This is a genomic window from Mycolicibacterium arcueilense (genome assembly GCF_058536225.1).
On sequence record NZ_JBZTYL010000022.1, the window covers coordinates 339670 to 352362 of the forward strand.

Below are 12693 nucleotides of genomic sequence, written 5' to 3' on the forward strand. Positions count from 1 at the left end.
TGGGTCAATCGCGCGCACAGACACCGCCCAGGTGATTACCAGACGGGGCCGGTGTACTTCTCGCCTGGGCCTTTGCCGGGCTCGTCGGGATGCGCACTGGCTTCGCGGAACGCCAGCTGCAGGCTCTTGAGGCCGTCGCGCACCGGGCCCGCGTGCGGTCCCAGATATTCGGCCGATGCCGTCACGAGCCCGGCCAGTGCGGTGATGACCCGGCGGGCCTCGTCGAGATCACGGTGCGGGCTATCCTCGGGGTCCTCGGCAGAGAGTCCGATCTTCTCGGCCGCGGCGCTCATCAACATGAGGGCCGCCCGGGTGATGACTTCCACTGCGGGGATGTCGGCAAGTTCCCGCACCTGCGGCGTCGCCTCGTCGGGCATTTCGGTCGGATCCGTCATGCCTGCTAGACTGTCATGCGCGACCGTCCCGGCTCATGTCAGGGACAGCAAGTGGAGTCCCACTCCCACCGTTGGCCACAAGGTACAACGGTCCGGTCGCCGGTGTCCTCGGGCACCGGTTCTGTGCTCCGGCATCGGAGCTGCAGGCGGCGCAAGCCGTGATCGGTCGGCATTGGGCCCTGCTTTGAGCAGGGCTTTTCTGTTCTTCGGGGCAGAGATGCGGATGGGTGGGTCTCCTCAGCAGACCCAACATAGGAGGCCCCATCAGCACTGAGACCCGCATCAACGAGCGCATCCGCGTACCTGAAGTCCGCCTGATCGGACCGAACGGCGAGCAGGTAGGCATTGTCCGCATCGAAGATGCTCTCCGCGTCGCCGCGGATGCCGATCTCGACCTCGTCGAAGTTGCACCAGCCGCAAAACCCCCGGTCTGCAAGATCATGGATTACGGCAAGTTCAAGTACGAGACGGCACTCAAGGAGCGCGAGTCTCGCAAGAACCAGCAGCAGACCGTCGTCAAGGAACAGAAGCTGCGTCCCAAGATCGACGATCACGACTACGAGACGAAGAAGGGCCACGTGGTCCGCTTCCTCGAAGCCGGGTCCAAGGTCAAGGTGACGATCATGTTCCGTGGACGTGAGCAGTCCCGGCCCGAACTCGGATACCGGTTGCTGCAGCGGCTGGGCGCCGATGTCGCCGAGTACGGCTTCGTCGAGACGTCAGCCAAGCAGGACGGCCGCAACATGACGATGGTGCTGGCACCGCACCGCGGCGCGAAGACTCGCGCCAAGGCGGCAGAGCAGGCCGAGCGCCCAGGCGGGCAGCAGGCAGCAGCCGCACCAGAAGAACCAGACGTTACGCAGAACTAGTTTCAACACAGAACTGAGGATTCATGCCCAAGGCGAAGACCCACAGCGGAGCATCGAAGCGCTTCCGCAAGACCGGGACCGGCAAGATCGTGCGCCAGAAGGCCGGCCGCCGCCACCTGCTGGAGCACAAGGCCTCCAAGCGCACCCGCCGGCTTGACGGCCGCACCGTGGTTGCAGCCAACGACACCAAGCGTGTCAACAAGTTGCTCAACGGCTAGACCTGCCGCTCCCCGTACCGAACGAGAATAGGAACATCCCATGGCACGCGTGAAGCGCGCACTCAACGCCCAGAAGAAGCGGCGTACCGTACTCAAGGCCTCGAAGGGCTACCGGGGCCAGCGGTCCCGTCTGTACCGCAAGGCCAAGGAACAGCAGCTGCACTCGCTGACCTACGCCTACCGTGACCGTCGCGCCCGCAAGGGTGAGTTCCGCAAGCTGTGGATCTCGCGTATCAACGCTGCGGCCCGCGCCAACGACATCACCTACAACCGCCTGATCCAGGGCCTCAAGGCCGCCGGTGTCGAGGTGGACCGCAAGAACCTGGCCGAGATCGCCGTCAGCGATGCCGCCGCGTTCACCGCGCTGGTCGAGGTCGCCAAGGCCGCTCTTCCCGAAGATGTCAATGCGCCCTCCGGAGAGGCCGCCTGACGCTCACCGAGCGTTCTGCCCGGGTGGCTGCTGCGGTCAAACTGCAGCGCCACGTCGGGCGCCGCCGCGCCGCACGCTTCCTTGCCGAGGGACCCAACCTCGTCGAGGCCGCGTTGCGGCGCGGACTTGTTTCCGAGGTGTTCGCGACCGAGGCCGCCATGGACCGCTTCGGCGACCTGCTGGCCGCTGTGCCAGTGCAGCTGGTCACCGAGCGTGCGGCGAAAGCGTTGTCGGACACCGTGACACCGGTCGGCCTGGTGGCGGTGTGCCGGCTGCCGGAAGTATCCCTCGATGACGTCCTTTCCGCTGAGCCCCGGCTGATCGCGGTACCGGTGCAGATCTCGGAGCCGGGCAACGCCGGCACGTTGATCCGGGCCGCCGACGCGATGGGTGCCGACGCGGTGGTGTTGGCCGGCAACAGCGTCGATCCCTACAACAGCAAGTGCCTGCGGGCGTCGGCTGGCAGCATCTTCTCCCTGCCGGTGATCGGCGAGCCTGACGAGGCGGCAACCGTTGCGCAGCTGCAGGCCGCCGGGATGCGAGTGCTCGCCACCACGATCGACGGCGAGGTCAGCCTCGATGATGTGGACCTGACCGGGCCCACGGCCTGGCTGTTCGGGCCCGAGGCCCACGGCCTGCCAACCGAACTGGCGGTGGCGGCCGATCACCGGGTGCACATTCCGATGCCCGGACATTCCGAAAGTCTCAACATCGCCTCGGCGGCATCGATCTGCCTGTATCAGAGCGCCCGCGCCCATCGCAGATAGTGCGCCGAATGGCCACTTATCGCACGGTTTTCGCGATTCGAGTATCACAAGTGGCCACTCGGGTGATGTGACACGATGCTGTGGGGAGGTGCGTCGTGTGCCAATACTGCGGATGCCGGGACATGCCACTGCTGCGGGATTACATCGCCGAGCACGAGCGCGCGGTCGACCACGGTCGTGAAGCGGTGCGCGCCATGGACCGCGGTGAGCTCGACGTGGCGCGCCGGCGGCTGGGGGAGATGTTCGACGAGTTGCGCTCCCACTGGCAGGGTGAGGAGAACGGGCTGTTCGCGGTGATGCATACCGACGAGCTCTACGCCGAGCACATCGACCCGCTCGTGGCCGAACACCGCGAGCTGGCTGCGTTTCTCGAGGTGGTCGACCTGTCCGACCCCGACGATCAGAAGCGGATCCGTGCAGAGATCGAGGAGCTCTACGTCCACATCGCCAAAGAAGAGGACGGACTCTTCCCAGCTGCGCTCACCGCGCTCGACGGCCCCGACTGGGACGCCGCGATGGCCGGGTGGCAGCAGGCACACCCGGGCCGGCACATGATTTCCTGACGCTCGCGTGGCGTGGACCAGGAATGGTTGAAGTGGTGAAAAGACTCAGCGGGACAGGGCGGCGACGAAACTCCGTGCCCGGCTGGTGATTTCCTCCCAGTTTCCGGCCGCGACATGCGCCGGTGAAACGACGCCGGTACCCGCGCACACAGCGAGCGCGCCCGCATCGAGGTAGGCCCTGGCGTTTGCGTCGTCGATCCCCCCGGACGGCAGCAGCTCGACGTCCGGGTATGGCCCGTGCAGGTCGGACAGGTATTTCGGACCCACGCTGCCGGCCGGGAAGATCTTCACCGCAGCGGATCCGAGATCGATCGCCTGCGCCACCTCGGTCGGGGTGAGCGCACCCAGGAACACGGGAACCGAGCCGGCCGTCGCGACCTCGGCGACCGCGGGTCGCAGGCCGGGGGTGACCAGGAAACGCGCACCCGCGTCGATGGCGCCGCGGGCCTGATCGGCAGTCATCACAGTGCCGACGCCGAGCGTGATCCCGGCCCTGGACACCGATTCGGCGCACGAGCGCAGGTGCTCGAGAACGCCGGGGGTGGTGAATGTCAGCTCGACCGTGCGGATGCCGCCCGCCGCGAGCGCGTGGCACAGATCGGCCGCGTCCGGAATCGTCTCGGCCCGAACGACGCTGAGCACACGATCTGCCCGAAGGACGTCGAGTTCTGTCATTGCACACCTCCACCTGCACCGCGCCGCAGCGACCCTCCGGCTGTCGCGCCGGTGATGACGGCGGCCGAGCGGATCAGGGGGCGCATCACAGCTCCGGATCAGAAGTAGGTGCGGATCAGGTCGATGACGACAGGATCCGCCTCGTCCGGCGCCACGACGGGTATCCATCGCCACTTGTCGAAGGCCGTGCACGGGTGGGAAAGCCCCAGTCTCACAACGTCACCCACGTGAATGTCGGAGCCGGGCGGGATGGTCAGGAACGCGTGCTGATCGTTGACGGCGACGATCTCCCCGCCCGTGAGCGGACGTGCGGGTGCGCCGAGCTGCGAGGCGACCAGTTGCGGCGTCGGGAGACCCTCGTCGAACGGCACGTCGCGCTTGCCTGCATCCAGCAGGGCCAGCCCCGGTTCCGGGCGCGACACCACCCGCGCCCAGGTGTGCATCGCCGAGCGCAGCCGGTAGGGCTCGTCACTGCGGCGGAACGGTGTGATCCCGGTGTAGAAGCCGTCGTCGTGGATGATGTAGGCCCCGGCGCGGACCACGACGTGTGTCTGACCGCCGGCCAGTGGGGCCAGCACATCCGCCACGGCATCGAAATAGGCGCTGCCGCCGGCGGTCACGTATCGGTCGGATTCGGCGGGGTAGAGGTCCGCGGCGTCGATGCGCCGGTGCAGCCGGGCCATGTCCTCCAGGTAGTGCCGGACCCGCGCCAATGACGTGTCCGACGCGTCGTGCGCCAGCGATCCCTCGTAGCCCGACACCCCGGCCAGGCGCAGGACGGCACTCGCCGCGAGGTGCTCGGCCACCGCCGCGGCCTCGTCCACCGAACGCGCGCCGGTGCGCCCGCCGGCCGCCCCGAGTTCGACGAGCACCGGAATCGGCCGCGCCACCTCGGTTTCGGCGAGTGCCGCGTTCATCGCGTCGACGGTGGCCGTCGAGTCTGCCCAGGTGATCACCTCGAGGTCGGAACGGGCAGACATCTCCCCGGCCAGCCAGCGCAACGCGGCCGGGTCGACAAGGGCATTGGCGAGCTGGATCCGGCGCACCCCGAAACTCACCGCGACCCGCACCTGGCTGGGCGTGGCAAGCGTGATACCCCATGCGCCGCTGCGTATCTGTCGGTCCCACAACACCGGCGACATGGTGGTCTTCCCATGAGGTGCCAGTTCGACCCCGTGCGCACTGCACCAGGCGGACATGGCGGCCACGTTGTCCTCGATCGCCGAATTGTCCAGTGTCATCACCGGTGTGGTGAATGCCGAGAGGCGGGGGCGAGTGGCGAGGAATTCCTCGGCGGTGAGCCCGTCAGCCGCGGCGGGGAGGGCCTTGTCCAATACGGACAGGCGTTCGGAGCGGAGGTCGTCCAATGCCCGACTGTCCAGCAGTGGCTCGCCTCGCGTCGTCATTCCGATTCCTTGTCCTCCGTGGTGATTTCCTTCGCGGCAGTTGCGTGGCAACCAGCGTGAGCTGCTCTGTTGCATCTGATGCAATCAGAGTTGCAAATTTATGTGTGATCTGTCTAACATGATTGACGACACCGCGTCAATCGTCTGACCCCAAGGACCGCAGTGCCCGAATTGCCCGCACCCACTGCCGGCGTCGCCTGCCTCGGTGAACCGCTGGTGCTGGCCGGTGCTCAAGCCGAACTCCACCTGGCCGGTGCGGAAGCCAACGTGGCGGCCGGACTCGTCGCCTGGGGCATCCCCGCCTCGTTCATCGGCCGGCTCGGCGACGACGCCTACGGCGCACTGATCACATCCGAGTTGACCGCGCGCGGCGTCGACATCTCCGCGGTCGAGATCGATCCTGCGCGGCCCACCGGGCACTACTCGAAGGTGGCCGCGCCGGACACGAACGGGGCGCCGAGCAGCGTCAGCCGGTACAGCCGGACGGGGTCGGCGGCGTCGGCGATGTCACCCGAATTCCTCGACGCACCGGCGGTTGTGGCCGCGTTCGCGCATGCATCAGTGGTGCACTGCAGCGGCATCACGCCTGCCCTGTCGCCGACGTGTCGGGCCATGATGCGCCGGTTGCTCACCGACCGACCTGGCATCGACGGGCCGGTGTGTTTCGACGTGAACTGGCGTGAACAGCTGTGGCCCGACGGCGACACCGCCGAGGTGATTGCGCTGGCCAACCTGGCGGACGTGGTGTTGGTGGGCGCCGACGAGGCGCTCCGCGTCATGGGAACCGACGATCCGGCGGCGCTGCGTCGTATCCTGCCGAATCCGGGGACCCTGGTTATCAAGGACGGTGCTGAGCAGGCGCTGGCGGTCGACCGGACCGGCACCGTGATCGCCGTTCCGGCCCTTCGCGTCGAGGTCGTGGAGCCTGTCGGTGCGGGTGATGCCTTCGCGGCCGGTTTTCTCAGCGGCGTCGTGCTCGGTGAGGATCCGGAATCATGTCTGCGGCGCGGCCACATCGGAGCCGCCGTCACCCTTACCGTCGTGGCTGATTCGGCGCCGCCGCCGCCTGACGCAGCGGTCGAGCATCTGCTCGACTGCACGGACGGGGAGTGGGCTGCGACGACGGTGAGCGAGGCCGGATTCATGGTGTGCGGGAGCCGGCGGTGAGCCAAAGTGTCGGACGGGCACTGCAACTGTTGATTCAGCTGGGCAAGGGCCCGGCCGGCCTCGACGAGCTGGCGGCCGCCACAGATGTGCACAAGACCACCGTGATGAGGCTGCTGCGCACGTTGTCCGACGAGCGGTTCACGTTCCGCGACAACAACAACCGCTATCACCTCGGATCACGGATCTTCGAGCTCGCCGCACACGGCACCGACCAGCGGGAGATCCGCCAGATCGCTTCGCGGTACCTCGTCGAGTTCAATCGCGAGTACGGCCGCACCACTCACCTCGCCGCGATGGAAGGTGGCGACATCGTCTATATCGACAAGCTCGAATCGCACGACCAGATCCGCATGTACTCGCGAATCGGCTTGACCGCCAACCTGAATTCGACCGCTGTCGCCAAGGTGATTCTCGCCGACCTGTCCGATGCCGAACTGCGCCGGATGGTCGCCACGATGGACTTCACCCGGCGCGCCGCCAACACCATCACGACGGCTGAGGCGTACCTGCGGGAGATCGAGACCGTGCGCGCGCAAGGCTGGGCGCAAGATCGCGAAGAGAACGAGCCGTCGATCAATTGCGTGGGGGTACCGATCCGCGGTGCGAACGGTCGTGTCGTTGCGGCAGTCTCCGTCTCGGTGCCCGATGTGGTGCTGCCCTTCGACCAGGTCCTCGAACTGCTGCCGCCGCTGCAGGCGGTGGGTGAACGCATCTCGGCCGAATGTGGTTACCGGCCCCCTTTGTAACCCCGATCGATAATCATCGAAAACACCGAAACACAGAGGAGATTCCACCGTGTCTGATTCGCAGGTCATCCGCACCGACGCGGCCCCGGCCCCCGCTCACACCTTCAGTCAGGGCATCCGCAAGGGCGGATTGCTGCAGGTGTCGGGGCAGGGACCGATGGACCCCGCGACCAACACATACATCGGCGAAGGCGACGTCAAAGCGCAGACCCGCCGGACGCTGGAAAACGTCAAGGCGATCCTGGCGGCCGGTGGTGCAGGCGTCGACGACGTCCTGATGTTCCGGGTCTATCTCACCAAGCGCGAGGATTTCACGGCCATGAACGAGGTGTACGGCGAGTTCGTCGCCGAGAACGTGAAGTCCGACCAGCTGCCCTGCCGGACAACCGTATTCGTCGGCCTCCCGCACGAGGTCATGCTGGTGGAGATCGACGCCCTCGCCGTCGTGGGGTGACCGAGCCCGCTAGCTGAGCAAACCCCGTGCCACATGGGTGATCTGCACCTCGTTGCTGCCGGCGTAGATCATCAGCGACTTCGCGTCACGGGCCAACTGCTCCACCCGGTACTCGGTCATGTAGCCGTTGCCGCCGAACAGCTGCACCGCTTCCATCGCGACATCGGTGGCCGCCTGCGAGCAGTACCACTTGATCGCGGAGGCCTCGGCGAGGGAGATCGAGACGCCCTTCTCGGCGGATTCGATGACGCGGAACAGCATGTTGCGCACGTTCATCCGGGCCACTTCCATGTTGGCCAGCTTGAGTTGGATCAGCTGGAACTGACTGATCTCCTGGCCCCACAGGGTGCGGGTCTTGGCGTAGTCGACGCTCAACCGCAGGCATTCCTCGATCACGCCCAGCGCCATCGCGGCCACCCCGATGCGTTCGGCCGAGAAGTTCGACCGGGCGCTGGCCCGCCCTTCGTCGGCCCCTTCGTCGGACCCTTCGGTCTCGCCGAGCAGCCGGTCGCGGCCCAGCCGGACGTTGTTGAAGAACAGCTCGCCGGTGCGCGATGAGTGAATACCCATCTTGCGGAACGGCTTCGACTGCACGAAGCCTTCCATGCCGCGGTCCAGGACGAAGGTCAATACCTTCCGATTGCGCTTGTCCGCGCCGTCACCCTCGTCCAACTTCGCGTAGACGACCACCACATCGGCGTCCGGGCCGTTGGTGATGAAGGTCTTCTGGCCGTTGAGGATGTAGTCGTCGCCGTCACGGGTGACGTAGGACTTCATGCCGCCGAAGGCATCCGAGCCCGAATCGGGTTCGGTGATCGCCCATGCGCCGATCTTCTCGTAGGTCACCAGGCCGGGCAGCCAGCGTTCCTGCTGGGCCAGGGTGCCGCGACTCTGGATCGTCGACACCGTCAGGCCCAAGCTGACCCCGAGGCCGGTGACCAGGCCCATCGACACCCGGCACAGTTCGCTGATCAGGACGAACCCCATACCCGGCGAACCGCTGCCGCCGAACATTCCACCGCGGGCGCCCGACGGCTTGCTGTCACCGCTGCGCAGCTTCTCCAGCCGCTTGTCCAGCGATTCCTTGGAGAGGGCATCAATACCGAACGTGGCGAAGAGCTTTCGCACGATCGGGTACGGCTCCATGTCGCCGCTTTCCAGCTCATCGAGGTGGGGCCGGATCTCCTTGTCCACGAACTCGCGTACTGCGTCCCGGACAGCAATGTCGACGTCAGACCAATCAAGCATCTCGACAGCTTAGACAGGTGTCAAAAGTCAGGCCGCACTGCGCCTGGCGGGCCGTCGCAGCGCCGGCAGTGAGAACGTGGTGTGCACCAACGCGCCGGCCCGGTCCAGCAGGGTCTTGTGGCGTGGCAGGTAGTGCATCGGCATTCCGCGGCGGTCGCGGGGCGGAGCCATGAAGCCAGGCGCTTCGACCAGGGGGCCGTCGACCGGTAGTTTCCCGGCGGCGCGGCGGTAGGCCGACAGGGCGCGCGGGTGCAGCCTGATCTCGTCGGGCACCGCGACGAATGCCAACTCGACCATCTTGCCGAAGATTCGCAGCAGGACCTCGTCGCCGGGTGTCCAGCGCATCCCGGCCTTCTCCCGCACCGCCGGGTCGAACAGGCCGGCCGCGATCCAGCGCTGCGCGCCGACAAGGGGTTTGAACAGTTGGTCCCACACCGGCGTCGGCATCAATACGAACCACGGTTTGGGGATCCGGATGGTGAAGATGTCGAGGGTGGCCCGGTTGATCTCGAGCTCGTCGCGGCACTTGGCGTCCCAATACTCCTGAAACTCGTCCCAGGTCTTCGGAACGGGCCGCATGCTCATGCCGTACATGCGGTACCACTGCACATGCTCGTCGAAGAGCTGGCATTTCTCGGCCTCGGTCAGCCCGCCGCAGAAATACTCCGCGGTCTTGATGATGAGCATGAAGAACGTGGCGTGCGCCCAATAGAACGTCTCAGGGTTCAGTGCGTGATAGCGCCGGCCCTGGCCGTCGACGCCCTTGATGGTGTGGTGAAAACCCTTGATCTGCGCGCCGGTGTCGGCCGCCCGGTCGCCGTCATAGACGACGCCCATGATCGGGTAGACCGAGCGGGCCACCCGCTGTAGGGGTTCGCGCAGCAGTATCGAATGCTCCTCGACCCCGGCGCCGAGTTCGGGATACATGTTCTGGATCGCTCCGATCCAGACGCCCAGCATCCCCGTGCGCAGGTCGCCGAAGTACTTCCAGGTCAGCGAATCCGGGCCGAGTGGATCGTGCTCGCTGGTGGTGGCTCGTGTGGTCATTGCGTCCTCGTTGACTCGTCATGACGTGAATCACAGCTGAGCTCACGATAGTAGTGACAACGTGTGTTGTCTACGAAGCCACGGCGCGTCGCTGCGCACTGTTATTCGGCGGCTACCGGGGCGCCACAGGGCCGTGACCAGGCCGGTTTGCCGACGCCGGGGGAGTGTGGGCTAACCCGCTCGTGGCGCGATTGCCGCTCGGTCTGCGCGCCACTTACTCTTGCGCTGTGGATGGCGAGCCGTTCGATGACCCGTCCGGCGAGGTCGGGGATATCGAGCAGGCGCCACAGCAGCGCCCTGCGAAGGCACCCGGGTTGCCGGGTCCGTTGGGCTGGCTGCAACGCACCAATCGCAGCCCGGCCGTCGTCGATCTGGTCCGGCGGGCGCGGCGGGCGTTGCCGGGGGATCCTGATTTCGGTGACCGGCTCTCGGCTGCCGGAGAGGGCGGACCCAGGGCGGCCGCGCGCGTGGCCGACCGGCTCCTGGACCGTGATGCCGCCTCACGGGAGGTGAGCTTGGGTGCGCTACAGGTCTGGCAGGCGCTGACCGAACGGGTCTCGGGAACCCCGGCGAATCCCGAGGTGACGCTGGCGTTCACCGACCTGGTCGGTTTCTCGTCGTGGTCGCTGCGCGCCGGCGATGACGCCACGTTGCGGCTGCTGCGACGGGTGGCCCAGGTGATCGAACCTCCGGTACTCGAGGCCGGCGGTCACATCGTCAAGCGCATGGGCGACGGCATGATGGCGGTGTTCTCCGATCCGGAAACCGCCCTGCGGGCGATGCTCGTGGCGCGCGAGGGTGTCAAGAACATCGACGTGGACGGTTACGCACCGCGGATGCGGGTCGGGATCCACACCGGGCGTCCGCAGCGCATCGGGTCGGACTGGCTCGGCATCGACGTCAACATCACCGCTCGCGTGATGGAACGGGCTGCCAAGGGTGGCTTGATGATCTCGCACACCACGTTGGAGGGCATCTCGGAAGGCGAGCTCACCACTCTCGGGGTGACGGTCAAACGTGAACGGCGGCAGATCTTTTCGGTGAAGCCGGAGGGTGTGCCCGAGGATCTGGTGATGTACCGGGTGAAAACCTCCGGGCAGTCGCCGGCCGGCTGAGCCGCGGGGCGATCAGGCGAATTCGGCGGCCGACGATTCCACCCAGTCCGACCGCCAGGATTCCGGTGGGTCTTCGAGCAGTTCGCCGGGCATGAGCCACTCGTAGATTTCGGCGTAGGTGCGGCTGCCCAGGCCGTCGATCCGGCGGTTCAGCATGGCAGGGGACAGGTCGCCGAAGCCGGACAACCCCATCGAGGCCACGATCTGCGCGGCGCTGGCCACGGTTTCGCGCTGGAAATTGAATACCCGCGCCGATTTGTCCCCGACGTCGAGGGCCCGGGCGCGGGCACGGTCCTGGGTGGCGACGCCGGTGGGGCAGTGGTTGGTGTGGCATTTGAGCGCCTGGATGCAGCCCACCGCGAACATCATGGCCCTGGCGGACATGGTGAAATCGGCACCCTGGCAGATGCGGCTGACTATATCCACGCCGCTGGCCACCTTGCCCGACGCGCCGATCTTGATGCGATCGCGCAACCCGGTGCCGACGAGGCAGTTGTGCACCATCATCAGGCCCTCGGTGAGCGGCATGCCGACGTGGTCCTCGAACTCGAGCGGTGCCGCGCCGGTCCCGCCCTCGGAGCCGTCGACGATGACGAAGTCCGGCGCGATGCCGGTCTGCAGGACTGCTTTGCAGATGGACAGAAATTCGCTGCGGGCCCCGACACACAGCTTGAACCCGACGGGCTTGCCGCCCGACAGGCGGCGCAGTGTGTCGATGAAGCCGACGAATTCGGTGGGCGTGCTGAACGCGCTGTGGGCTGGGGGTGAGATCACGGTGCGCCCCACCGGTACGCCCCGGGTGGCCGCGATCTCGGGGCTGACCTTGGCGCCGGGCAACACACCGCCCAGACCGGGTTTGGCACCTTGGGACAGTTTGATCGAGATGACCTTGACCTCGGGCAACGTGGCCTTGGCGGCGAACGCCTCGGGGTCGAACTGCCCGTCGGCGTCTCGGCAGCCGAAGTATCCCGAGCCGATCTCCCAGACCAGATCGCCACCGTTGCGGTGGTAGGGGCTGATGCCGCCCTCGCCGGTGTCGTGGATGAACCCGCCGCGGGCCGCGCCCCGGTTCAGCGCCTCGATCGCGTTGGCCGACAGGGCCCCGAAACTCATCGCCGAGACATTGAGCAGGGCGATGTCGTAGGGCTGTACGCACTCGGGGCCGCCGAGTCGCACTCGGGGCGCCAGGTCTTCCGCCGAGCGGGCCCGGATCGAGTGCCGCAGGAATTCGTATCCGGGTGCATTGACGTCGCGCTCGGTGCCGAACGGTTCATCACCCTTGGTGGCTTTGGCCCGTTCGTAGACCAGATCCCGGGTCTCGCGGTCGAACGGCGCAGCCTCGGTGTTGGACTCGATGAAGTACTGGCGGATCTCGGGCCGGATGAGCTCCATCAGGAATCGCACGTGGCCGAGGATCGGGTAGGACCGCAGGATGGTGTGCCGGGTCTGCAGCAGGTCCCAGGTGCCCAGCGCCGCCAGCGCTGTCAGTGCGACGGTGGCGACCGCCCAGCCACTGCTGAAGAACACCGCTGCGGCCAGGGTGAGCGCCGCAATAGCCCAGACGCCCATGACGATGAGGGGACGGATCAGCAC

The 12693-nt window shown here is 66.7% G+C and carries 15 protein-coding genes; 9 read left to right on the forward strand and 6 right to left on the reverse strand.

The window, feature by feature from the left end; translation table 11 throughout:
* Positions 1-35: 35 nt before the first annotated feature.
* Positions 36-395 carry a DUF1844 domain-containing protein gene (locus AC4LGL_RS22710; protein WP_491840730.1) on the reverse strand — a complete coding sequence of 120 codons (360 nt, stop codon included), beginning with the start codon at positions 393-395 and terminating at the stop codon, positions 36-38.
* 227 nt (positions 396-622) lie between these two features.
* Here AC4LGL_RS22710 and infC point away from each other — a divergent pair, with 227 nt between their 5' ends.
* The 5 genes from infC (at position 623) to AC4LGL_RS22735 (ending at position 3242) form a co-directional block, all read left to right on the forward strand.
* A complete protein-coding gene (infC, locus tag AC4LGL_RS22715; protein WP_491840731.1) occupies positions 623-1264 on the forward strand; it encodes a translation initiation factor IF-3 in 642 nt (213 codons plus the stop codon).
* Between the two features lie 23 nt (positions 1265-1287).
* Positions 1288-1482 (forward strand): 50S ribosomal protein L35, encoded by a 195-nt coding sequence (rpmI, locus tag AC4LGL_RS22720; protein WP_301679260.1) that lies wholly within the window; start codon positions 1288-1290, stop codon positions 1480-1482.
* A 40-nt stretch (positions 1483-1522) separates the two neighbouring features.
* Positions 1523-1912, forward strand: coding sequence for a 50S ribosomal protein L20 (gene rplT, locus AC4LGL_RS22725; RefSeq protein ID WP_003885175.1), 390 nt, complete (start codon positions 1523-1525; stop codon positions 1910-1912).
* 23 nt (positions 1913-1935) lie between these two features.
* Positions 1936-2679, forward strand: a complete 744-nt coding sequence (locus AC4LGL_RS22730) for a TrmH family RNA methyltransferase (protein ID WP_491840732.1) — start codon at positions 1936-1938, stop codon at positions 2677-2679.
* A gap of 122 nt (positions 2680-2801) precedes the next feature.
* Positions 2802-3242 (forward strand): hemerythrin domain-containing protein, encoded by a 441-nt coding sequence (locus AC4LGL_RS22735; protein WP_491840733.1) that lies wholly within the window; start codon positions 2802-2804, stop codon positions 3240-3242.
* A 45-nt stretch (positions 3243-3287) separates the two neighbouring features.
* Here AC4LGL_RS22735 and AC4LGL_RS22740 read toward each other — a convergent pair whose 3' ends face one another.
* Together AC4LGL_RS22740 and AC4LGL_RS22745 are read right to left on the reverse strand one after the other, a co-directional pair.
* Entirely contained in the window at positions 3288-3917 is a 630-nt protein-coding gene (locus AC4LGL_RS22740) for a bifunctional 4-hydroxy-2-oxoglutarate aldolase/2-dehydro-3-deoxy-phosphogluconate aldolase (RefSeq protein ID WP_491840734.1), read from the reverse strand.
* Between the two features lie 98 nt (positions 3918-4015).
* On the reverse strand, positions 4016-5323 hold the full coding sequence (locus AC4LGL_RS22745; protein WP_491840735.1) for an amino acid deaminase: 1308 nt from the start codon (positions 5321-5323) through the stop codon (positions 4016-4018).
* 162 nt (positions 5324-5485) lie between these two features.
* On the opposite strand from AC4LGL_RS22745, the gene AC4LGL_RS22750 reads away from it, so the two are divergent.
* The 3 genes from AC4LGL_RS22750 to AC4LGL_RS22760 are packed head-to-tail and all read left to right on the forward strand — an operon-like array spanning position 5486 to position 7690.
* A complete protein-coding gene (locus tag AC4LGL_RS22750; protein ID WP_491840736.1) occupies positions 5486-6490 on the forward strand; it encodes a sugar kinase in 1005 nt (334 codons plus the stop codon).
* Complete coding sequence (locus tag AC4LGL_RS22755) at positions 6487-7236, forward strand: IclR family transcriptional regulator (protein ID WP_491840737.1); 750 nt, start codon at positions 6487-6489, stop codon at positions 7234-7236. Before AC4LGL_RS22750 ends, AC4LGL_RS22755 begins: the two co-directional genes overlap by 4 nt.
* Positions 7237-7285: 49 nt before the next feature.
* Positions 7286-7690 carry a RidA family protein gene (locus AC4LGL_RS22760; RefSeq protein WP_491840738.1) on the forward strand — a complete coding sequence of 135 codons (405 nt, stop codon included), beginning with the start codon at positions 7286-7288 and terminating at the stop codon, positions 7688-7690.
* Between the two features lie 9 nt (positions 7691-7699).
* Here the strand turns inward: AC4LGL_RS22760 and AC4LGL_RS22765 are convergent, their stop codons facing one another.
* A complete protein-coding gene (locus tag AC4LGL_RS22765; RefSeq protein ID WP_064881034.1) occupies positions 7700-8938 on the reverse strand; it encodes an acyl-CoA dehydrogenase family protein in 1239 nt (412 codons plus the stop codon).
* A 27-nt stretch (positions 8939-8965) separates the two neighbouring features.
* The gene (locus tag AC4LGL_RS22770) at positions 8966-9985 is read right to left on the reverse strand and encodes an oxygenase MpaB family protein (protein WP_055114740.1); all 1020 of its coding nucleotides are present in this window, start codon (positions 9983-9985) and stop codon (positions 8966-8968) included.
* A gap of 227 nt (positions 9986-10212) precedes the next feature.
* Here AC4LGL_RS22770 and AC4LGL_RS22775 point away from each other — a divergent pair, with 227 nt between their 5' ends.
* On the forward strand, positions 10213-11100 hold the full coding sequence (locus AC4LGL_RS22775) for an adenylate/guanylate cyclase domain-containing protein (RefSeq protein ID WP_491840739.1): 888 nt from the start codon (positions 10213-10215) through the stop codon (positions 11098-11100).
* A 12-nt stretch (positions 11101-11112) separates the two neighbouring features.
* Here AC4LGL_RS22775 and AC4LGL_RS22780 read toward each other — a convergent pair whose 3' ends face one another.
* The gene (locus AC4LGL_RS22780) at positions 11113-12690 is read right to left on the reverse strand and encodes an FMN-binding glutamate synthase family protein (RefSeq protein ID WP_491840773.1); all 1578 of its coding nucleotides are present in this window, start codon (positions 12688-12690) and stop codon (positions 11113-11115) included.
* Between the last annotated feature and the right edge of the window lie 3 nt (positions 12691-12693).